General features: G+C 65.8%; 20 protein-coding genes. 7 read left to right on the top strand and 13 right to left on the bottom strand.

The features are described from left to right. Positions 1-9: 9 nt before the first annotated feature. Complete coding sequence (locus IB255_RS23740; RefSeq protein ID WP_081520554.1) at positions 10-1,308, top strand: cytochrome c; 1,299 nt, start codon at positions 10-12, stop codon at positions 1,306-1,308. A 1-nt stretch (position 1,309) separates the two neighbouring features. On the opposite strand, the gene IB255_RS23735 is transcribed toward IB255_RS23740, so the two are convergent. From IB255_RS23735 to IB255_RS23720, 4 genes are read right to left on the bottom strand one after another with little or no spacing between them, the layout of a single operon-like run. After that, a complete protein-coding gene (locus tag IB255_RS23735) occupies positions 1,310-2,413 on the bottom strand; it encodes an agmatine/peptidylarginine deiminase (protein WP_081520555.1) in 1,104 nt (367 codons plus the stop codon). A 10-nt stretch (positions 2,414-2,423) separates the two neighbouring features. After that, on the bottom strand, positions 2,424-3,521 hold the full coding sequence (locus IB255_RS23730) for an extracellular solute-binding protein (protein WP_081520556.1): 1,098 nt from the start codon (positions 3,519-3,521) through the stop codon (positions 2,424-2,426). A 2-nt stretch (positions 3,522-3,523) separates the two neighbouring features. Further along, positions 3,524-4,426, bottom strand: coding sequence for an N-carbamoylputrescine amidase (gene aguB / locus IB255_RS23725; RefSeq protein ID WP_081520557.1), 903 nt, complete (start codon positions 4,424-4,426; stop codon positions 3,524-3,526). Beyond that, positions 4,426-5,481 (bottom strand): agmatine/peptidylarginine deiminase, encoded by a 1,056-nt coding sequence (locus IB255_RS23720; protein ID WP_081520558.1) that lies wholly within the window; start codon positions 5,479-5,481, stop codon positions 4,426-4,428. Before IB255_RS23720 ends, aguB begins: the two co-directional genes overlap by 1 nt. Positions 5,482-5,614: 133 nt before the next feature. Between IB255_RS23720 and IB255_RS23715 the strand changes: the two genes are divergently transcribed. Continuing rightward, the gene (locus IB255_RS23715) at positions 5,615-6,478 is read left to right on the top strand and encodes a LysR substrate-binding domain-containing protein (RefSeq protein ID WP_081520559.1); all 864 of its coding nucleotides are present in this window, start codon (positions 5,615-5,617) and stop codon (positions 6,476-6,478) included. A gap of 206 nt (positions 6,479-6,684) precedes the next feature. On the opposite strand, the gene IB255_RS23710 is transcribed toward IB255_RS23715, so the two are convergent. Then, positions 6,685-7,122, bottom strand: coding sequence for a helix-turn-helix domain-containing protein (locus IB255_RS23710; RefSeq protein WP_081520560.1), 438 nt, complete (start codon positions 7,120-7,122; stop codon positions 6,685-6,687). A gap of 108 nt (positions 7,123-7,230) precedes the next feature. Here IB255_RS23710 and IB255_RS23705 point away from each other — a divergent pair, with 108 nt between their 5' ends. Beyond that, positions 7,231-7,821 (top strand): flavodoxin family protein, encoded by a 591-nt coding sequence (locus IB255_RS23705; RefSeq protein ID WP_081520561.1) that lies wholly within the window; start codon positions 7,231-7,233, stop codon positions 7,819-7,821. After that, positions 7,818-8,042, top strand: a complete 225-nt coding sequence (locus IB255_RS23700) for a DUF2798 domain-containing protein (protein ID WP_081520562.1) — start codon at positions 7,818-7,820, stop codon at positions 8,040-8,042. The genes IB255_RS23705 and IB255_RS23700 overlap by 4 nt, the downstream gene beginning before the upstream one ends. A 182-nt stretch (positions 8,043-8,224) precedes the next feature. Here the strand turns inward: IB255_RS23700 and IB255_RS23695 are convergent, their stop codons facing one another. Beyond that, positions 8,225-8,641 (bottom strand): hypothetical protein, encoded by a 417-nt coding sequence (locus IB255_RS23695; protein ID WP_184596142.1) that lies wholly within the window; start codon positions 8,639-8,641, stop codon positions 8,225-8,227. 542 nt (positions 8,642-9,183) lie between these two features. Between IB255_RS23695 and IB255_RS23690 the strand changes: the two genes are divergently transcribed. The 3 genes from IB255_RS23690 to IB255_RS23680 all read left to right on the top strand — a co-directional run bounded on the left by IB255_RS23690 (position 9,184) and on the right by IB255_RS23680 (position 11,462). After that, positions 9,184-9,801 (top strand): hypothetical protein, encoded by a 618-nt coding sequence (locus IB255_RS23690; RefSeq protein ID WP_081520564.1) that lies wholly within the window; start codon positions 9,184-9,186, stop codon positions 9,799-9,801. Positions 9,802-9,850: 49 nt separating this feature from the next. Further along, positions 9,851-10,594, top strand: coding sequence for a hypothetical protein (locus IB255_RS23685; RefSeq protein WP_081520565.1), 744 nt, complete (start codon positions 9,851-9,853; stop codon positions 10,592-10,594). Between the two features lie 352 nt (positions 10,595-10,946). Then, complete coding sequence (locus tag IB255_RS23680; RefSeq protein ID WP_081520566.1) at positions 10,947-11,462, top strand: Bro-N domain-containing protein; 516 nt, start codon at positions 10,947-10,949, stop codon at positions 11,460-11,462. 47 nt (positions 11,463-11,509) lie between these two features. Here the strand turns inward: IB255_RS23680 and IB255_RS23675 are convergent, their stop codons facing one another. The 7 genes from IB255_RS23675 to IB255_RS23645 all read right to left on the bottom strand — a co-directional run bounded on the left by IB255_RS23675 (position 11,510) and on the right by IB255_RS23645 (position 19,572). Next, the gene (locus IB255_RS23675; RefSeq protein WP_081520567.1) at positions 11,510-12,760 is read right to left on the bottom strand and encodes an OprD family porin; all 1,251 of its coding nucleotides are present in this window, start codon (positions 12,758-12,760) and stop codon (positions 11,510-11,512) included. Between the two features lie 80 nt (positions 12,761-12,840). Continuing rightward, positions 12,841-13,770 (bottom strand): electron transfer flavoprotein subunit alpha/FixB family protein, encoded by a 930-nt coding sequence (locus tag IB255_RS23670; protein WP_192210938.1) that lies wholly within the window; start codon positions 13,768-13,770, stop codon positions 12,841-12,843. Further along, positions 13,770-14,534 carry an electron transfer flavoprotein subunit beta/FixA family protein gene (locus IB255_RS23665; protein WP_192210937.1) on the bottom strand — a complete coding sequence of 255 codons (765 nt, stop codon included), beginning with the start codon at positions 14,532-14,534 and terminating at the stop codon, positions 13,770-13,772. Before IB255_RS23665 ends, IB255_RS23670 begins: the two co-directional genes overlap by 1 nt. A gap of 226 nt (positions 14,535-14,760) precedes the next feature. Next, positions 14,761-15,999 (bottom strand): CaiB/BaiF CoA transferase family protein, encoded by a 1,239-nt coding sequence (locus IB255_RS23660; protein ID WP_081520820.1) that lies wholly within the window; start codon positions 15,997-15,999, stop codon positions 14,761-14,763. Between the two features lie 22 nt (positions 16,000-16,021). After that, positions 16,022-17,224: a 3-oxoadipyl-CoA thiolase gene (locus IB255_RS23655; protein ID WP_192210936.1), complete on the bottom strand. Its 1,203-nt coding sequence runs from the start codon at positions 17,222-17,224 to the stop codon at positions 16,022-16,024. Between the two features lie 33 nt (positions 17,225-17,257). Beyond that, a complete protein-coding gene (locus IB255_RS23650; protein ID WP_192210935.1) occupies positions 17,258-18,799 on the bottom strand; it encodes a 3-hydroxyacyl-CoA dehydrogenase in 1,542 nt (513 codons plus the stop codon). Further along, on the bottom strand, positions 18,796-19,572 hold the full coding sequence (locus IB255_RS23645) for an enoyl-CoA hydratase (RefSeq protein WP_192210934.1): 777 nt from the start codon (positions 19,570-19,572) through the stop codon (positions 18,796-18,798). Before IB255_RS23645 ends, IB255_RS23650 begins: the two co-directional genes overlap by 4 nt. Positions 19,573-19,740: the final 168 nt, after the last annotated feature.

Here is a 19,740-nt window from a genome sequence, read left to right as displayed (position 1 = left end):
GGACATCCCATGAAAACAACCACGAAACGTGCGCTGTCCATCCTCGCGGTGACTGCACTGCTCGTCGGGCTGGGCTATGCCGGCGCAGTGGCCTACGACCTGCAGCAACGCTACCCGCAGACCCGCGGAAGCCTCGCCGCCTCCGCCCTGAAAACACAGCTGGAGCGCGGCCGCTACATCGCCGATCTGGCGGACTGCGTCGCCTGCCACAGCGCACCGGGCGGCCAACCCTTCGCTGGCGGCTATCGTCTGGAAACTCCCTTCGGCCCACTGCTGTCCTCCAACATCACCTCCGACCCGCAGACCGGCATCGGCGGCTGGACCCAGGAGCAGTTCGACCGCGCGGTCCGCCACGGCAAAGGCAGCCACGGCTATCTCTACCCGGCGATGCCCTACACCGCGTATGGCCGCCTGACCGACCAGGACCTGGCGGACCTGTGGCAGTACATCAGGACCTTGCCGCCGGTCAGCAACGCAGTGGTCGAGAACCAGCTGCCGTTCCCCTTCGACCAGCGCTGGCTGCTCGCCGGCTGGAACCTGCTGTTCTTCCGCGCGACGCCCTTCGAGCCCGATCCGCGCCGGAGCGACGCGTTCAATCGCGGTGACTACCTGGTCAACGGCCCCGGCCACTGCACGGTCTGCCACACCGCGGTGAACTTCCTCGGCGGCGACAGCGAGGACTCCCTGCAAGGCGCCGTACTCGCCGGCTGGCACGCCCCGGACCTGACAGGCAACCTGCATACCGGGCTTGGCCACTGGACCACCGATGACATCGTCCTGTACCTGAAGACCGGCACCAACCGGCTCAGCGTGGCCTCCGGCCCGATGACCGAGGCCATCGAGAATTCGACCCAATACCTGACCGAGGAAGACCTCGCCGCCATCGCCGAATACCTCAAGACCCTCCCCGCCAGCGTCAAGCCACGGGCCGAGCAGTTGTCCTCCGTTGCACCCGCCATGGTTTCGGGCAAGCGGATCTACGACAGCCAGTGCAGCGCCTGCCACGTCAGCGACGGTTCCGGTGTGCGGCAGATGATCCCCACGCTCGCCGGCAACCCGGTGGTCAACGCGCGCGATCCGGCTTCGCTGCTGCGCATGCTGCTCAACGGCAGCGATGGCCCGCGCACCGCTGGCAACCCCACCGGAGCGGGGATGCCGGCGTTCGACTGGCGACTGGCCGACGATCAGGTCGCTGCCGTGCTGACCTACATCCGCAATACCTGGGGCAACGCCGCGCCCGGAGTCGACGCCCGGCAGGCGGAGCAATCCCGCCAGGAAACCGGTGCGCGTCCCTGGGCCGGCGGCTGATTCACACTGCCGGCATCTGCAACGTCACGCAGTGGATGCCACCGCCCCCGGCAGCAATCGGGTCGATGTTCAGCTGCACGATCTCGCGGTCCGGGTACAGCTCGCGGAGCAAGGCATGGCAATGCTCGTCCGCCGCCGCATCACCGAACTTCGGCGCGATCACCCCGCCATTCACCGGCAGGTAGTTGATGTAGCCGGCAGCGAAGTCCGGGTTGTCGCGGTTGTAGGCGTTCGGCTTGGGGTTCATCGGCGGTGGCAGGCCGTGCAGTTCAAGCTTGCGACCATCGGCGTCGGTGGCGTTCTTCAGGATCTCCAGGTGCCGGCGGGTGACCTGGTAGTCGTAGGAACGCTTGTCGTTGTCCAGGTTGACCACCACCACGCCCGGCTCGACGAAGCGCGCATAGAAGTCCACGTGCGCATCGGTGATGTCCTTGCCGCGAATGCCCGGCAACCAGATCACCTTCCGCAGCCCCAGCATGCGCTTGAGCTCCGCTTCGATACGCGGACGCGTCCAGCCCGGGTTGCGGTTGTCGTTGAGCCAGCAGCTCTCGGTGAAGATAGCCGTGCCGTGGCCGTCCACCTCGATGCCGCCGCCCTCCCCGCACAGTTCGCTGACGAGGGCTTTGGCCTCCACGTCCTCGGCCAGCGCTGCCGACACTTCACGGTCGCGCTCGGCGTGCTGCTTGCCGCCCCAGCCGTTGAAATTGAAGTCGGCCAGCGCCAGGCCGCCCGGCGCATCATTGACCAGGAAGCAGCCGCCGTAGTCGCGCACCCAGATGTCATCCACCGGCACCGGCAGGAAGTCGATGTTCTGGCCAGCGCACGCGCGCTTGGCCTCGGCCTGCTGCTCCGGCCGGCAGAGCACCGTCACCGGCTGGAACTCGGCGATGGCGCGGGCCAGCCGCGCCACCGTGGCATTGACGTCCGGAGCGATGTCTTCCCAGACGTCAGGGCTCGCCGCGTAAGCAACGAACACCCGCTCCTGCTTGCGGTGCTCGTCGGGCATGTACCAGGGCTTCGCCGCCAGGGCGACGCGGCCCAGGCCAAGCCCGAGGCCCGTCGCCAGCGTCATGCCGGCGCCGAGCAGGTTCCTGCGTGTCATCATCTTCGCCTCCTCAACCACCGGTGCCGGTCTTGAAACTGGTCCAGGTGCGCATCCGCGAACGCATGTCGCGCTGCGGGATGTCCTTGCCGGGGAACAGTCGCGCGTAGGCCTTCTCATCAAGATAGATGTCCGGGTTGTCGCGCAGGCTCGCCTCGACCATCGGCCGCGCCTTGGCGTTGGACGTCGGGTAGCCGGTGGCGTTGCTGATCGCCGCCATCACGTCCGGGCGCATCAGGTAGTTGATCAGCGCGTAGGCGTACTCGGGGTGCGGCGCGTCGGCCGGGATGGCCATGGTGTCCATCCACACCGAAGTGCCTTCGCGCGGTACGCGGTACTCGAAGCGTTCGGGCTTCTTCGCATCAATGGCGGCGCGTTGCGACTGGATCACGTCGCCGCTGTAGCCCAGCGACAGGCACAGGTCGCCATTCACCAGCTGGGTCACCGGCTGCGACTGGAACTTGCGGATGTACGGGCGGATGCCATTGAGTACCGCCAGCGCATCGCTCAGGTCCTGCGGCTTGCCGCTGCGCGGGTCGCGGCCGAGGTAGTTGAGCACCACGGCGAGCACCTCATCCGGCGAGTCGATCATCGAGATGCCGCAGTCGGCGAAGTGCTTGGCAAGCTCCGGCTTGAACATCAGGTCGAGGCTGTTCACCGGTGCGCCGGGCATGCGCTGCTCGATCTTCGCCTGGTTGTAGGTCAGGCCGATGCTGCCCCAGGTGTAGGGCACTACGGCATGCCGCGAGTACGGGTACTTGGTCTGCAGGCTCTGCAGGCCCGGCTCGATATCGCCAAGGTGCTCCAGCTTGCTCTCGTCGAGCTTCTGCAAGGCGCCGGCGCGCATCAGGCGCTCGGCCACGGTATCGCCGGGGAAGATCAGGTCGTAGCCGCTGTGCCCGGCCATCATCTTGGCCTCCAGCGTCTCGCTGCTGTCCATCACGTCGTAGATGACGCGGATGCCGGTTTCCTGGGTGAAGTTCGCCAGCGTGTCGGGGGCGAAGTAATCCGCCCAGTTGAACAGGCGCAGGACCTTCTCTTCGGCTGCGGCCGGTTGCAGGGTGCATGCCAGGGATAGCCCCAGCGCGCCAATCAGCAGGTGCTTGTTCATGGTCAGACTCCTTGCCAGCGCGGGTGCAGGTGGCGGCCGTCGAGGCCGAGCAGCGGGCCGTACATTTCCGGGCGGCGGTCGCGGTACACGCCCCAGGTCAGGCGCTCCTCGCGGGCCAGGCCGAGGTCCAGCTCGCGTACCAGCACGGCGGCCTCGTTGCGCCCGGCCTCGGCCAGCAGCGCGCCCTTGTGGTCGGTGATGAAGGACGAGCCGTAGAAGCGCATGCGCAGCGCGTCATCGCTGGGCGCTACCTCCTCGCCGATGCGGTTGGCCGCCAGTACCGGCAGCAGGTTGGCGGCGGCGTGGCCGCGCTGAGCGGTCTGCCAGTGATCGCGGGAATCCAGCTGCTCGGCGCCTGGCTCGGAGCCGATGGCGGTGGGGAACAGCAGCATCTCCGCGCCCTGCAGCGCCAGGCAGCGGGCGGTCTCGGGGAACCACTGGTCCCAGCAGATGCCCACGCCGAGGCGGCCGACAGCGGTGTCCCAGACGCGGAAGCCAGTGTCGCCGGGGCTGAAGTATTCCTTCTCCTGGTAGCCGATGGCGTTGGGGATATGCGTCTTGCGGTACACCCCGAGCAGGCGGCCGTCGGCATCGGCCACCGTCAGCGAGTTGAAGTAGGCGTTGCCGGCCCGCTCGAACCAACTGATCGGCAGCACCACGTTGAGCTCCGCCGCCAGGTTGGCGAAGCGCTGTAGCAGCGGGCTGTCCTCATACGGCTGGGCCAGGGCGAGGTGGGCGTGGTCCTGCTCGATGCAGAAGTACGGCGTGGCGAACAGCTCGGGCAGGAGGATCAGCTTCGCCCCCGCCGCTGCAGCCGCGCGCACGTGGCGCTCGGCTTCGGCGAGGTTGCGCGGCAGGTCCCAGCTGCAGGAAAACTGCAGGACAGCGACAGTCAGCTTGCCCATCACAGGCCTCCCAGCGGCCAGGCCGGCTGCTGCTGGGTGATGCAGTGCACGCCGCCACCGCCATGGGCCAGGTTGTTGATGCGCACCGGCACCACTTCGCGGCCGGGGAAGGCGCGGGCCAGCACGGCGGCGGCTTCGTCGTCGGCGGCGATGCCATAGGCCGGCATGATCACCGCGCCATTGGCCAGGTAGAAGTTGGTGTAGGACGCGCAGAAGACTTCCGCTTCCGGGTCCACCGCTGCGCTGGCTTCGAACAGTTCGATCAGCTCGAAGGAACGGCCCTGGGCATCGGTGGCCAGCTCCAGTGCGCGACGGTTCTCCCGCGCCACCTCGGCGTAGGTGCTGGAGGCGTCGTGGGTCGCATCCACCAGCAGCACGCCGGGGCGGGCGAAGGCGCAGACGCCATCGACGTGGCCGTCGGTCATGTCGCCAGTGACGTACTGCGGGTCGCCCGGCAGCCAGATGGTTTTGGTCACGCCCAGCAGGCGGCCGAAGATTTCTTCCATCTCACGCTTGCTGACGCCGGGATTGCGGTTGGGGTTGAGCAGCACTGATTCGGTGGTGATCAGCGTGCCCTCGCCATCTACGTGAATCGCGCCGCCCTCGTTGGACAGCGGTGTGCCAAAGCAATCGAACCCGAGGTTGTTGAGGATGCGCCGGCCCAGGCCTTCGTCCAGGGTGTGCTCGGACTTGCCGCCCCAGGCGTTGAAACGCCAGCTCACGCCGGCCACGCCGTGCTGCGGATGGCAGACGAAGGTCGGCCCGGAATCACGGCACCAGCTGTCGTCGATGGGCAGCGGCACCAGTTCGACGTTGGCCCCGCACAGCTCGGCGGCGCGGGCCATGGCGGACGGGTCCACCACCAGTTTCACCGGCTCGAAGCGGGCGATGGCGTTGGCGACGCGGGCAAAGTCTTCCTGCACCTGCTCCAGGGTCACGTGCCAGCCGCCCTCCCAGAGCGGACGGTTATGCGGGAATGCCATCCAGGTGGCCGCGTGGTTGACCCATTCGGCAGGCATGCGCCAGCCGTTCTGCATGTCGTCGTTGCGATGCATACTCAAGCCTTTGGTAAGTAATTTTTATCGGAAGGAAAAGGTTCAGCGGCGCCTGACAACCATGCTAGGCCTGTAAAAATGTCAGAACAAACGATAGATTTTGCGCAAATCTGATTAGACAGGCTTATCGATCATGCTCAAACACTGGCCACCCCTGAATGCCCTGCGTGGTTTCGAAGCCGCTGCGCGCCTGGGCAGCTTCCACAAGGCTGCCGAGGAACTGCACCTCACCCAGTCGGCTATCAGCCAGCAGATCCGCAGCCTGGAAAGCTTCGTCGAACAGCCACTGTTCTATCGTTCCGGGCGCAAGGTAGCGCTGACCGACGCTGGCGCCGACCTGCTCAGCACCACGCAATCCATGCTCCAGCAACTGGCCGTAGGCATCCGGCGCCTGGACCAGTACCGCAAGCCCAACCAACTGGTGGTCAACACCACCCCGGCCTTCGCCCGCCACTGGCTGGTGCCGCGCCTGGGCGACTTCCACGCGCGCCACCCGCAGATCGACCTCTGGCTGCTGACCACCGACGAAACCCCGGACATGGCCACCCAGACCATCGATATCGCCGTGCGCGACGACCTCACCGCCCAGGCCGAGTGCCGCTTCCGCGTGCTGCTGGAGGATCGCCTCTACCCGGCCTGCCATCCCTCATTGCTGGCGCAGCCGGAACCGGCGCGCACCACCCTGCACGGCGAACGGGAAATGGACTGGGCGCACTGGCAGCTGCAAGGTGGCGCCGACGTCGGCCAGCGCAGCGAGGGCCTGAACTTCTCCGATCCCGGCCTGCTGCTGGATGCCGCCAGTCAGGGGCTGGGCGTTGCCCTGGTGAGCCGGCTGCTGGCCGGCGATGCCCGTAGCAATGGCCTGCTGGCCCCGCTCAGCGAGCAGACCGTGCGCGGGCCGAACTGGTCGCTGCTGGTACACCAGCAGAGCGAGCGCAATGCCCAGGCGATGGGCTTCTGCGAGTGGCTATCCGCCGCGCTGGGCGTCTCCCTGTAGGGCGCATAACGCCTACGGCGTTATCCGCCAAGCCGGCGGATAAGCCGTTCCGGGTTATTCGCCCTACGAATTTGTAGGAGCGGGCCATGCCCGCGATCCGCCGGCAGGGCCGGCGGTTGGCTGGGTTCGCGAGCATGAACCGGGCATCCGCTCGCAATTGCAAAGCATCCTGCCAGCCGATACCACCCTCCCCCCACTCAAATCCCTCAGACCGCACCCTTCCCCTTCCTCAACCTCCCCCGCTCCCTCTTCCCCTCCAGCGCACTCTCCCCCGCCGCCTTGACCAGTTTCTGGAAAGTCGGGCACTCCGCATGACTGGGAGCCGGGCACGCCGCCGCATGCCGCAGCCCCCGGCTCATCGCGCGCAGACGCCTGATCGTGGCATCCAGCTCATCCGCCTTGGCCGCCAGCATCTGTCGGTCGATATTCGTCCCGCCGTCGCCGGCGAACATCGAGCGGATTTCCTCCAGGCTGAACCCCGCCGACTGCCCGAGCGTGATCAACGCCAGCTGGTCGAGAATCTGCGGCGCGAACTGGCGGCGCGCGCCGGGTTTGGCGAGCGAAACGATCAGCCCCTTCTCCTCGTAGAACCGCAGGGTCGATGCCGGCACGCCGGAGCGCCTGGCCACGTCAGCGATATCCATGGAACACCTCTTGACCTCAAGTTCGCTTGAACTTGTAGGTTCACGCCAAAGGTCGCCGAGGTCAATCCACGCGCGACCCTCCCCTTGCGTGCAACCTGCGGAGAAACCATGAAAACCATCGCCATCGTCTACCACAGCGCCAGCGGCCGTACCGAGCGCATCGCCCAGACCATCGCCAGCGGCGCCCGCCAGGTGCCCGGCTGCGAAGTGCACCTGCTCAAGGCGCAGGAGTTGATCGAACAGCCACAAGCGCTGCTCGCCTACCACGGGCTGATTCTTGGGTCGCCAACCTACCTGGGCGGCGTCTCGGCGCCGCTGAAAGCCCTGATGGATGCCACCGGGCCCTTGTGGCGCCAGCAGAAGCTGCGCGGCCGCCTCGCCGCCGGCTTCACCGCGTCGGCGCTGCCGGCGGGCGACAAGCAGTCCACATTGATCTCGCTGTTCACCTTCTGCATGCAGCACGGGATGCTCTGGGCCGGCAACCCGATCCTCCCCGAGCAGCACCTGGGCGTGCCCGCCGAGGAAGCCGCCAACCGCCTCGGCTCCTGGTCCGGGCTGATGGCCCAGGCGGACAAGACTGCCGCGGACTTCTGCCCCGGCGACCTGAAGACCGCCCGGCTGTTCGGCCAGCACTTCGCCGAAACCCTCGGCCACCTGCACCAGCCGCAGGTCGAGCACGCGCAGGAGACCCACGCATGATCGCCCCCCGCTATGGCCCGCTGCTGTTCGCGCTGATCCTGTCCTGCGTGATGACCTTGCTGGTCTCCGGGCTCTCCACCTGGCGCGCCGTCGGCCTGGCCCCGGCCTTCGCCCAGCTCTGGCTGGATGCGTGGCTCACCAGCTGGAGCATCGCCTTCCCGCTGGTGCTGGTCGTCGCCCCACTGACACGCCGCCTCGTGGAAAGGCTGGTCCGCGCGTAGGCTCAGGAATATCAGGGAACCTCGAACGTAGGATGGCGTGGAGCGCAGCGATACCCATCGCCTCGTACCACGCCACAGCATGGGTATCGCTGCGCTCCACCCATCCTACAAACCAAGCTTCCTGTGGGAGCGGGCCATGCCCGCGATCGCGCGCATGGCGCGCTCCTGCACGAGGCTACCGATTACTGCCGAATCCCGTCGGTGAACCGGCAGAAGCCGTCACGCACCGCGCCTTCGGTGGTGTACATGCCGCCCAGGGTGACGAAGACATAGCTTACCTTGGAGCCGGAGCCCGACTTTTCCACCACGACGTTCAACGGTGCGTTGCGGCTGCTCAGGATCACGCCCTGGTAGGCGGAGATGGTGCCGCTCTTCTCGTCGGCGTTCTGGATGGTGAAGCCTTCCTTCACCAGCGTCTTCTGCGCCCGGTCGAAGACCTTGGCCACCGGCATGTCCAGCTGGACGTTGGACGTGAAGGTCTTGCCGGCGATGAAGCCCCCTTCGGTGTTGAAGTTGTCTTCGCACTGGTTGCCGGTCTTCTGGTGCGCACAGCCCTGCAACAGGGCGGCAGCGAGCAGAATCATCGTGACTCGTCGCATCATCGTTCCTTGATCTCGTGGGGCCGCCATCCCTGCGGGTCTACAGCGGCGAAGGGGTTTTATAAGCCGAGGGCGCAGGCCCTGACCAGACTTTTCCTCGCCCAGTGAGACAGCCAGCACGTAGGAAATATCCCCTCACTCGCTCAAGCACGGGCTTTCACGCCGTTCGTCCCGGATATTTCCTTCCGAGCTTTACTTGGCCGCCCAGACAGAGACCGACTGCCTCCGCCGAAGCAAAGTTCGGTGCCAGATGACGGGCGGGAAGAAAAAGCCCCAGAGTCCTGAAGGGCTGTCAAACCGGAGCAGCAAGACCTGAGTGGTAGGTGTTTCCTACGCAAAACTCAGCATTCCCTGCTCATTCTGTGCAGTTGAACGCAGCAAACTGAGCCACTCGATACCCGGCTTTGCGACAGCGACGGCATTCATCCACAACGCCACACCACACAGGGGCGAGGCGAGGCCTGGCCCCGACAACATTGACCTTTCCTGCACGCCCCCGAGCCGACAATTTCCGGCACCTGCGTCACACAATGAGCCCTTGCATGACCAACCACTGTCCAGAGCCTGCCGAGCAAGACATCGGTGCCGTCTACTACCACTTGATCAGTCCCCCCCCTATCGGCTTCAAGCGCTATTTGCGCTTGCAGCGGCTGCTTAGCAGGTCGATCACCACGCGCAGCAACAAGCTCGCTGAAATAGCCTGGATCGGCATAACCTCGGCAGGGCTCGGATGTGTCCTGGTCTATTTCTTCAACCCCAGCGACACCCTGCTGATCCTCGACCGAGGCCGCACCACACTCTCCGGCGTCGAGGCCTGGCTGATCTTCTGCCTCGCCCTGGCCTTGATGCTGCTCGATCACAATCTGATTCTGCGACGCAGGCAGAACAACTTCCTGCGGCGCCTCCATGGCGCGTGGGACGGAAAACTGCGCTGTATCGAATTCGGCGAATATGGCATTCGCCTTGCCCACCGAGACTTCACGCTCATCACTCCCTGGAGGTCGGTAGGCCAGATCCATGTCGAAGCAGACTGCTGCTACCTGCTCATCGGCCAGTTCGGCCAGGCCTACACGATTGACGCCTTTCCAACCCGGCAAGCCTATGAAGAGTGGAAAGACTTCGTACTCCAGCAGCAGAGCGCCGCCCGGCAGCAAGCCTGACCATCACACACTCAACGATCCAGCCCCTGACACCCGGAACAAAACTATCATGCTGCCCCCCTTCCCCACAGGCTCGCCCTTGCCGATCGCTTTGGTCGTCAGTCTCAGCACCATGCTGCCCCCTGCGGCCAACGCCGAAGAGGATTTCCCTCCTGCGGTTTACCCCACACTGCCCAGCAGCGCCAACTCGGCACAGGATTTCGTCCCGTCAGGCTGGCAGATCGAGAAACAAGCCAGCGGCGACCTCAATGGCGACCACAGGTCGGACCTTGTGCTGGTCCTGCACCAGAACACCACGGCCAACTTCATCGACAACAACGGCGATGGCGGCAACCCGCTGAATACCAATCCACGCATGCTGGTCATTGCCTTTGCCAATACCAAGGGCGGTTATGATCTGGTAGCGGAAAATCACAGCCTGATCGAACGCCACCTGGACCGCTACGCGCAAGACAGCTTCGGCGAGGTCTCGGTGGATCGAGGCACTCTGGCCGTCTCCCTCTATTACCGCTCCGGTCGATGGGATACTACTGACACCTATACCTTCCGTTGGCAAAACATGCAGTTCGGCCTGATCGGCTATGACCACATCCAATCCAACGGCTACAAGCCCGTGCTTAACAGCGGTATCAGCATCAACTACAGCACTGCCAAGGCCAACACCTGGGCGACGCTGGGCAATGGCCCGGAACAGACCGCGTGGCTAAAGCTGCCCAAGCTCCCCGCCTGGACGCTCGACAACATGGGCGAGGCTACGCACTTCGACCCTCTGAGCCAGGACGCACCTCAGTAGCAATACTCAGTGCCACCAAGCGATCAGAGTTCTCATACGCCAGTCTGCGCAGCGGGCCTACAAGGTGCGCTCTTATTCTCGCCCGGCCAGGTAAATACCGTGGCCGGGTTTGACAGCCCGCAAATCAGGCGCGATGCGCCAAACCGGTGCATGTGAAAGTGGCGTGATCGCTTTCGCAGGCCCCCGCGCGACTGCAGCAATGCCTGCAACGCTACAATGGCGGACCGCGCGGGGAGACCCACAAGGTCTGCCGGTTTCCTGATTCCGGTCTGTCAACCCCGCGCGGCCCGCCACCCTTCGATGACAGCGGCGAGTGGCATCTCTCTTAGCGGACTAATCAGGAGCTTTGCCCATGCAAGACCATCTCTACACCCCCACCACCTTCCAGAGGCACAACCACCACCTGCGCGGCATCCTGATCGACGACCAGCCGTGGTTCGTCGCCAGCGACCTCGCGCGGCTACTGGCCATGGAATATCCGCAGACGCTGTCGCGGCGGGTGGAGTCTTATGAAGTGCAGGAAGTGCGGCTGCTGGCCGCCAGCGGCGCGGAGCACCTCACCGATGTCATTAACGAGGCGGCGCTGTACAAGGCGCTGATCCGTTTCGGCCACCCGGAGTGCCGCACGCTCGGGCGCTGGTTGTCGGAACAGGTGATTCCACTGCTGCGCGATGTGGGCAAGGACGCCGCGGAACAGCCGCGCCGGCTGCTGATGAGCTGGGCGTCGCAGCGGGTGGCGGTGCTGGATTGGCAGGGGGAACTCTGGGTGCCCTTCCAGCAGGTGCCGACCTTCAGCCCGTTCAAGGGGCGGCGCAGTTGGCTGGGCCGGCTCAAGGGCAGCGCGCCGAGCCATGACGCAGGCATCTGAAAATCTGCCAGCACCTCCCCGGCGTGCCGGGGAGGTTTCTGTCGCACTTACCAGATCGGCAAGGTGTAGCTGACGATGAAGCGGGTCTCGTCCATGTCGTTGCCGAAGCTGCTGCGGAAGGTGCTGTTGCGCAGCTTGAAGCCGACGTTCTTCAGCGGGCCGCTCTGCACCAGGTAACCGACGTCGGTGTCGCGCTCCCACTCCTTGCCGTTGCCCTGCCCGTTCAGCAGGTCGATGTTGTCGCCGCGCAGGTAGCGGGTCATCAGGCTCAGGCCGGGCAGCCCGTAGGAGGCGAAATTGAAGTCGTAGCGCAGTTGCCAGGAGCGCTCGTCCTTGTTGGCGAAGTCGCCGATCTGCACGTAGTTGACCAGGTACGGGTCGGTGCCGGACAGGTAGGCGAAGCCGGTGTCGCCGGACATGCGCTGCAGGCCGAGGGCGAACGCCTGGTTGCCGAGCTTGTAGGTGAACATGGCGTTGAGCGCGCGGTTGTCGACGTTGCTGCCGCCATCGTCGGTGGAGCGCGCCCAGCGGATGTCGGACTTCAGCGACTGGCCTTCGGCGATCGGCAGCGTGTGCACCAGGCTCACGTAGTGCTGGCGATAGAGGTCTTCGAGGTTGGCGTAGTGGTAGCTGGTGCTGAGCTGGTTGCTCCAGCGGTAGGTGCCGCCAGCGAGGTTGAAGCGGTCGCTGGTGAGGTGGCTGCCGGCCACGATGTTGCGCTTGTTGCCACGGGTCATCGACAGGTCTTCGTCGTTGGACGAATCACGCTGCTTCACCTCGCGCAGCTGGCCGAGCTGCAGGTCGAGGTCGTCGAGTTCCTTCGACTCCACCAGCGCGCCCTGGAAGGTCTGCGGCAGCAGGCGGGTGTCGTTGTACTGCACCACCGGCAGCTTGGGCAGCAGCGTGCCGACTTTCAGGGTACTTTTGGAGACACGCAGCTTGGCGGTCAGGCCCAGGTCGCTGTAATCATCGGCGGCGCGTTTGTCGCTGGCGGAGTACGGCAGCAGGCCGGAGCCGGAGCGATCCGGGCTGGAGTCGAGCTTCAGGCCCAGCAGGCCGAGGGCATCGACGCCAACGCCAACGGTGCCGTCGGTGTAGCCCGACTCGTAGCGCAGCAGGAAGCCCTGCGCCCACTCCTCGGATTTCGACTGGGCGGCGCCGCTCTGGCGGTAGTCGCGGTTGAAGTAGAAGTTGCGAGTTTCGATGCTGGCCTTGCTGTCGGCGAGGAAATCGGCGTGGACGAACGGGGGCAGCAGCGCCAGTCCGGAGACCAGCACGGGGAGTCGACGAGTATTCATTGTTCTTGTTTCTTTCTACTTGAGGTGTTGGCAAAACGCCGGGCCGATGACGGCTGGCCCGGCCAGGGGAATGAGCGGGATCAGATAGTCCGTTCCAGCTCCGGTACGGCTTCGAACAGGTCGGCGACCAGGCCGTAGTCGGCAACCTGGAAGATCGGCGCCTCTTCGTCCTTGTTGATCGCCACGATCACTTTCGAGTCCTTCATGCCCGCCAGGTGCTGGATGGCGCCGGAGATACCGACGGCCACGTACAGCTGCGGAGCGACGATCTTGCCGGTCTGGCCGACCTGCATGTCGTTCGGCACGAAGCCGGCATCCACCGCAGCGCGGGAAGCGCCGACGGCAGCGCCCAGCTTGTCAGCCAGGGAGTAGAGGATGCTGAAGTTGTCGCCATTGCCCATGCCACGGCCGCCGGAAACGACGATCTTGGCAGCGGTCAGTTCCGGACGGTCGGACTTGGCCAGTTCTTCGCCCACGAAGGCGGACTTGCCGGCATCGGCCGGGCCGGAAACGGTTTCAACAGCGGCGGAGCCACCTTCGGCAGCAACGGCGTCGAAGCCGGTGCCACGCACGGTGATGACCTTGACGGCGGCCGAGGATTGCACGGTAGCGATGGCGTTACCGGCATAGATCGGACGCTTGAAGGTGTCGGCGCTGACCACTTCGATGATCTCGGAGATCTGGTCGACGTCCAGCAGAGCGGCGACGCGCGGCAGGAAGTTCTTGCCGTTGGTGGTCGCCGGGGCCAGCACATGGCTGAAATTGCCGGCGATGGACGCGATCAGCGGCGCCACACTCTCCGGCAGCTGGTGGACGTAGGCAGCGTTGTCGGCGACCAGCACCTTGGCAACACAGGCGATCCTGGCAGCGGCTTCGGCCGCGCCAGCGACATTCTGGCCTGCGACCAGCACAGCGATGTCGCCACCAATCTTCTGCGCAGCGGCGACAGTGTTCAGCGTCGCCGAGCCCAGCGCGCCATTGGAATGTTCTGCAATAACCAGGACCGCCATCAGATCACCTTCGCTTCGTTCTTCAGTTTCTCGACCAGTTCGGCCACCGATTTCACCTTGATGCCGGCACTGCGCGCGGCGGGCGCTTCGACCTTGAGGGTTTTCACGGTGGAGGCCGTGGAGACGCCCAGCGCATCAGGAGTGAGGGTTTCCAGCGGCTTCTTCTTCGCCTTCATGATGTTGGGCAGCGACGCGTAGCGCGGCTCGTTCAGGCGCAGGTCGGTGGTGACGATTGCCGGCAGGTTCAGGGCAACGGTCTGCAGGCCGCCGTCGATTTCACGGGTGACCTTGACCTTGTCGCCAGCGACTTCGACCTTGGAGGCGAAAGTGCCCTGGGCGTAGCCGGTCAGCGCAGCCAGCATCTGGCCGGTCTGGTTGTTGTCGCTGTCGATGGCCTGCTTGCCGAGGATGACCAGCTGCGGCTGCTCTTTGTCGACGAGGGCTTTAAGCGACTTGGCGATGGCCAGGGAGCTCAGTTCTTCGTTGCCCTCACCCTTGACGGCCTCAACGAGGATGGCGCGATCAGCACCCAGAGCCAGCGCGGTACGCAGTTGCTCCTGCGCGCCACTGGGGCCGACCGAGACCACCACGATCTCGCTGGCGACGCCCTTCTCTTTCAGGCGTACGGCCTCTTCCACGGCGATTTCGCAGAAGGGGTTCATGGACATCTTGACGTTGGCCAGATCGACGCCGGAGTGGTCCGCCTTGACGCGGACCTTGACGTTGTAATCGACCACGCGTTTTACCGCGACCAGCACTTTCATTCGGTTGTTTCCTTGGCTGACGCCGGTTTGCCTCGGCGCTGCAGTTGGGGTGGGTTCGCGAGCAAACCCGCTCCTGCGAAGAGCAATGGGGGAACACTTGCAGGAGCGGGCCTGCCCGCGAACGGACTCAACGACCGTAGGGCGCATAACCGCTTGCGGTTATCCGCCGTCATACGGGGTGGCGGCGGATAACGCTGGCGCGTTATGCGCCCTACGATCTGTGCGATCAGGGCTTGTTCAGCTGTTCGATCACACCCTCGGCCTTGAGCGCGGCCAGGCGCGCGTCATCGAGCCCCAGGCGGCGCTTGAGCACCTCGTCGGTGTGTTCGCCGAGCATCGGCGCCGGGCGCTGGTATTCCACCGGGGTGTCGGACAGTTTCAGCGGGCTGCCGACCATGCGGAACGCGGGGTTCTGCGCGTGGGGAATCTCCACCAGCATGTCCCGGGCGACCACCTGCGGCTCGTCCAGCGCGCGGCCGATATCGTTGATCACGCCGACCGGCACCTTCATCGCGTGGATGCGGCGCACCCAGTTGTCGGCGGTGTCGCCCTGGAAGTGCTCGGCCAGCTTGCCGACGATCACGTCGCGGTTGCGCACGCGGTCGGCGTTACGGGTGAAACGCGGGTCCTTCGGCAGTTCGGGCAGGCCGATGGCGTCGCACAGCGAGACGAACTGGCTGTCGTTGCCGCAGGCGATGATGAAATCCATGTCCTGCGCGCTGAACACCTGGTACGGCACGATGTTGACGTGGGCGTTGCCCTGGCGGCCCGGCGAGCGGCCGGTGGCGAGGTAGTTCTGGCTCTGGTTGCCGAGCATGGCGACCTGCACGTCGAGCAGCGCCATGTCGCAGTGCTGGCCGCGACCGGTCTTCTCCCGCGCCAGCAGCGCGGCCTGGATGGCGACCACCGAGTACAGGCCGGTCATTACGTCGGACACGGCGACACCGACTTTCTGCGGGCTGGCGCCGGGCACGCCGTCCTTCTCGCCGGTGATGCTCATCAGCCCGCCCATGCCCTGGATGATGAAGTCGTAGCCGGGCTCCTCGGCGCGCGGGCCGGTCTGGCCGAAGCCGGTGATGGAGCAGTAGACCAGGCGCGGATTGACCTTGGACAGGCTGTCGTAATCCAGCCCGTACTTGGCCAGCGAGCCGGCCTTGTAGTTCTCGATCAGCACGTCGCACTCGCAGGCCAGGGCGCGCACCAGCGCCTGGCCTTCTTCCGTCGCCAGGTTCAGCGCCACCGACAGCTTGTTGCGGTTGGTCGACTGGTAGTACGCCGCCTCGGAACTGTCCGAGCCGTCGGCAGCCTTCATGTAAGGCGGGCCCCAGCCGCGGGTGTCGTCACCCACGCCGGGACGTTCGATCTTGATCACTTCCGCGCCCAGGTCGGCCAGCACCTGGCCGCACCAGGGGCCGGCCAGCACGCGGCTGAGGTCGAGTACGCGGTATCCGCTCAAAGCACCCATCTTCAATTCCTCGCAGGCGCGCTTACGCGCGCTCGATAACCATGGCGAGCCCCTGGCCCACACCGATGCACAGGCTGATAACCGCATAGCGTTGACCACTGCGCTGCAGTTGTCGCGCGACGCTCAGCGCCAGCCGCGCGCCGGAAGCGCCCAGCGGGTGGCCGACGGCGATGGCGCCGCCGTTGGGGTTGACCCGCGCATCGTCGAAGTCCACGCCCAGGCCGTGCAGGCAGCCGAGCACCTGGGAGGCGAAGGCCTCGTTGATCTCGATGATGTCCATGTCAGCCAGGGTCAGTTCGGCGCGGGCAAGCGCCTTGTTGATCGCCTCCACCGGGCCGACGCCCATGATGCGTGGCTCCACGCCGACCGCCGCTGCCGAGAGAATCCGCGCGAGCGGCTTGAGGCCGTGGCGTTCGCCCGCCGCAGCCGAGCCGATCAGCAGCGCGGCCGCGCCATCGTTGACGCCGGAAGCGTTGCCGGCGGTGACCACGCCGCCTTCGGACAGTGGCTTCAGCCGTGCCAGCGCGGCCTCGTCGGAAGATGGTCGCGGATGCTCGTCCTGCTCGATCACGTTCGGCGGAGTCTTGCGCCCGGTGGGCACGCTGACCGGGAGGATTTCCCCGGCGAAGAAACCGGCCTGGCTGGCGGCTTCATAGTTGGCCTGGGAACGGGCGGCGAAACGGTCGGCCTGTTCGCGGCTGATGCCGAACTCGCGGGCTACGTTGTCGCCGGTCTCCGGCATGCTGTCGTTGCCGAACCCGGCGATGATCTTCGGGTTGGGGAAGCGCGCGCCGATGGTGCTGTCGAACACCGTCAGGTCGCGGCTGAAGGCGGCCTCGGCCTTGGCCATGACGAAGGGCGCGCGGGACATGCTTTCCACGCCGCCAGCGACGAACAGTTCGCCTTCGCCACAGGTCACGGCACGCGCCGCGTCGATGACGGCCGCCAGGCCGCTGGCGCACAGGCGGTTCACCGTCTGTCCCGGTACGGTCACCGGCAGGCCGGCGAGCAGCGCGGCATGGCGGGCGATATTGCGGCTGTCTTCGCCGGCCTGGTTGGTGTTGCCGAGGATCACGTCCTCGATGGCTTCACCGGGCACGCTGGTGCGGGCCAGCAGCTCGCGGATCACCTGGGCGATCAGATCGTCCGGGCGTACCGGGGCCAGGGCGCCGCCATGGCGCCCGAAGGGGGTGCGCAGGCCGGCGTAGATAAAGGCATTGAGCATGGAGGTCTCCTTGAAAGAGGTGGACGTTGGGCGTCAGCCCAGCGCGGGGTCGGCATGGCGCAGCGACAACCCCAGCGCGGCGCGGCGGCGCAGCCAGGGGCCGGGGCGATAGCGGGCGTCGCCGGTCAGACCGGTCATGCGTTCGAGAATGGTCAGCAGGCGCGCTGGGCCGACGCTGTCGCCCCAGGCCAGCGGGCCCTGCGGGTAGCCCAGGCCACGGCGCACGCCTTCGTCGAGGTCATCGACGCTGGCGATGCGCTGCTGGACGATGTCGCCAGCCAGGTTGACGATCAGCGCCAGTACGCGCTGGGCGACGAAGCCGACGCTGTCATTGATGACGGTGACGCCCACGCCGTCAGCCGCCAGCAGCGCATGGGCGGCGTCACGCATGACGCTGGAAGTCGCCGGGTTCTGCATCAGGCAGCGGTGACGTTGCAGATCCAGCAGCAGGTCGATGCACAGGGTGCGCGCCGGGTCGGTACCGAAGTTCCGGCACGCCGTGGTGGCGTCAACGCCATAGGGAGCCAGCAGGCACAGCGCCTCGCTGCTTGGCTGGGCGCCCTGCTCCAGGGTCGCGCCAAGCTTCTTCAGCAGTTCGCCGAGCAGTTCGCGATCCTGGTCGTTCTCCGCACCGATCCACACCGGCGGCAGGGCGGCCACGTTCGGCACCGGTTGCGGAGCAGGCGCATCGATCATCTTGCCGTCGGCATAGCGATAGAAGCCGCGCCCGACCTTGCGCCCGACGAAACCGGCCTCGAGCATCTGCCGGGTCAGCGCCGCCGGGCGATAGCGCGGCTCCTGGTAGAACTGGTTGTAGATGGACTCGATCACCGGGTGGGACACATCCAGCGCGGTCAGGTCGAACAGCTCCAGCGGGCCCATGCGGAAGCCCAGGCCCTCGCGCAGGATGCGGTCGATGTCAGCGGGCTCGGCGATGGCTTCCTTGAGCATCTGCAGGGCTTCGGTGCTGTAGGCGCGGCCGGCGTGGTTGATGATGAAGCCGGGGGTGTCCTTGGCGCGGATGCCGCGATGGCCCATGCGCGCGGCCAGCGCCACCAGGCTGTCGCCGACCTGCGGGTCGCTGGCCAGGCCGTCGATCACCTCGACCACTTTCATCAGCGGCACCGGGTTGAAGAAGTGGAAGCCTGCCACCCGCTGCGGATGCTGGCAGCCACGGGCGATGCTGGTGACCGACAGCGACGAGGTATTGGTCGCGAGAATGCACTCGGCACTGACCACGGCTTCCAGCTCGGCCAGCAGCGCCTGCTTGGCATCCAGGCGCTCGATGATCGCTTCGACCACCAGGTCGGAATCCGCCAGCTCGCTCAGGGAGCCGGCGACCAGCAGGCGCGCCAAGGTGGCGTCGGCCTCGGCGGTGGTGATCTTGCCCTTCTCCGCCAGTTTGGCGAGGGTCCGGCCGAGGTTGTCGCGGGCGGTTTGTGCGGCGCCGTCACGGGCGTCGAAGAGTTTCACCTGGATGCCGGCCTGGGCGGCGATCTGGGCGATGCCGCTGCCCATGACGCCGGTGCCGACGATGGCCATGCGCTCGATGTGGAAAGAAAGGGTCATGCTCATTCCCCCAGGAAACTGGCTTTGCGTTTTTCCAGGAAGGCGGCGGTGCCCTCCTTCTGGTCCTGCGAATCGAACAGCAGCTGGAAGGCCTTGCGCTCCAGGGTCAGAGCGCTCTCCAGCGGCAGGTCGGCGCCGGCGAGCATCACTTCCTTGATCTGCGCTACGGCCAGCGGCGGCAGCGCGGCGATCTCGGCGGCCAGCTCCAGCGCGCGGGGCAGCGTGCGCCCGTCTTCCACCACTTCGCTGAGCATGCCGATGGCCAGGGCTTCCGGCGCCTTGATCAGGCAGCCGGTCAGGGCAATGCGCATCGCCTGGAACTTGCCCACGGCGCGGATCAGCCGCTGGGTGCCACCCGCGCCGGGCATCAGTCCGAGCTTCACTTCCGGCTGGCCGAAGCGTGCCGACTCACCGGCGACGATGATGTCGCAGTGCATCGCCAGCTCGCAGCCGCCGCCCAGGGCGAAGCCATTCACGGCGGCGATCACCGGTTTCGGGCAGCGCGAGATGGCCTCCCACAGCAGCTCGGTATGGCGGCGGTACATCTCGATGGGGCTGGCCTGGGCGAATTCGCGGATGTCCGCCCCGGCGACGAAGCACTCCTCTCCCCCGGTCAGCACCACCGCGCGAACGTCGCGATTATCGCTCAGGGCACGGAAGTGCTCGGCCAGCTGCTGGCGCACGGCAGCATTCAAGGCGTTCTTGGCTTCCGGTCGGTCGATGCGGACGACCGCCACACCATCGGCCTGGATATCGAGATGAACCACGCTGGTATTCATTGGAGCTCTGACCTCTTAGATGTTTCGTCTGACGAAACTACATTCCGTATTTCGATTTCATCATAGTGACACCTCATCCAGCCTGTAAACGGTGAAGATCGACACACCCTCTAAAAGCCTTTAAATACGCGGCTTTGAATATTTTTAAGGGTACGCCTGTACTAACCA

It is taken from the genome of Pseudomonas sp. PDM22 (assembly GCF_014851965.1).
Taxonomy (GTDB): Bacteria; Pseudomonadota; Gammaproteobacteria; order Pseudomonadales; family Pseudomonadaceae; genus Pseudomonas.
The sequence above is the reverse complement of the archived record's forward strand: the minus strand, read 5'-3'. Positions and strand labels throughout refer to the sequence as shown.

Coding starts and splice junctions, on each gene's coding strand:
- IB255_RS23695 (WP_184596142.1), bottom strand. CDS start 8,641: ATGCGACGAGTCACGATGATTCTGCTCGCTGCCGCCCTGTTGCAGGGC.
- aguB (WP_081520557.1), bottom strand. CDS start 4,426: ATGGGCAAGCTGACTGTCGCTGTCCTGCAGTTTTCCTGCAGCTGGGAC.
- IB255_RS23670 (WP_192210938.1), bottom strand. CDS start 13,770: ATGGCGGTCCTGGTTATTGCAGAACATTCCAATGGCGCGCTGGGCTCG.
- IB255_RS23740 (WP_081520554.1), top strand. CDS start 10: ATGAAAACAACCACGAAACGTGCGCTGTCCATCCTCGCGGTGACTGCA.
- IB255_RS23720 (WP_081520558.1), bottom strand. CDS start 5,481: ATGCATCGCAACGACGACATGCAGAACGGCTGGCGCATGCCTGCCGAA.
- IB255_RS23685 (WP_081520565.1), top strand. CDS start 9,851: ATGCTGCCCCCCTTCCCCACAGGCTCGCCCTTGCCGATCGCTTTGGTC.
- IB255_RS23690 (WP_081520564.1), top strand. CDS start 9,184: ATGACCAACCACTGTCCAGAGCCTGCCGAGCAAGACATCGGTGCCGTC.
- IB255_RS23730 (WP_081520556.1), bottom strand. CDS start 3,521: ATGAACAAGCACCTGCTGATTGGCGCGCTGGGGCTATCCCTGGCATGC.
- IB255_RS23680 (WP_081520566.1), top strand. CDS start 10,947: ATGCAAGACCATCTCTACACCCCCACCACCTTCCAGAGGCACAACCAC.
- IB255_RS23665 (WP_192210937.1), bottom strand. CDS start 14,534: ATGAAAGTGCTGGTCGCGGTAAAACGCGTGGTCGATTACAACGTCAAG.
- IB255_RS23700 (WP_081520562.1), top strand. CDS start 7,818: ATGATCGCCCCCCGCTATGGCCCGCTGCTGTTCGCGCTGATCCTGTCC.
- IB255_RS23735 (WP_081520555.1), bottom strand. CDS start 2,413: ATGATGACACGCAGGAACCTGCTCGGCGCCGGCATGACGCTGGCGACG.
- IB255_RS23660 (WP_081520820.1), bottom strand. CDS start 15,999: ATGGGTGCTTTGAGCGGATACCGCGTACTCGACCTCAGCCGCGTGCTG.
- IB255_RS23710 (WP_081520560.1), bottom strand. CDS start 7,122: ATGGATATCGCTGACGTGGCCAGGCGCTCCGGCGTGCCGGCATCGACC.
- IB255_RS23645 (WP_192210934.1), bottom strand. CDS start 19,572: ATGAATACCAGCGTGGTTCATCTCGATATCCAGGCCGATGGTGTGGCG.
- IB255_RS23715 (WP_081520559.1), top strand. CDS start 5,615: ATGCTCAAACACTGGCCACCCCTGAATGCCCTGCGTGGTTTCGAAGCC.
- IB255_RS23675 (WP_081520567.1), bottom strand. CDS start 12,760: ATGAATACTCGTCGACTCCCCGTGCTGGTCTCCGGACTGGCGCTGCTG.
- IB255_RS23650 (WP_192210935.1), bottom strand. CDS start 18,799: ATGAGCATGACCCTTTCTTTCCACATCGAGCGCATGGCCATCGTCGGC.
- IB255_RS23705 (WP_081520561.1), top strand. CDS start 7,231: ATGAAAACCATCGCCATCGTCTACCACAGCGCCAGCGGCCGTACCGAG.
- IB255_RS23655 (WP_192210936.1), bottom strand. CDS start 17,224: ATGCTCAATGCCTTTATCTACGCCGGCCTGCGCACCCCCTTCGGGCGC.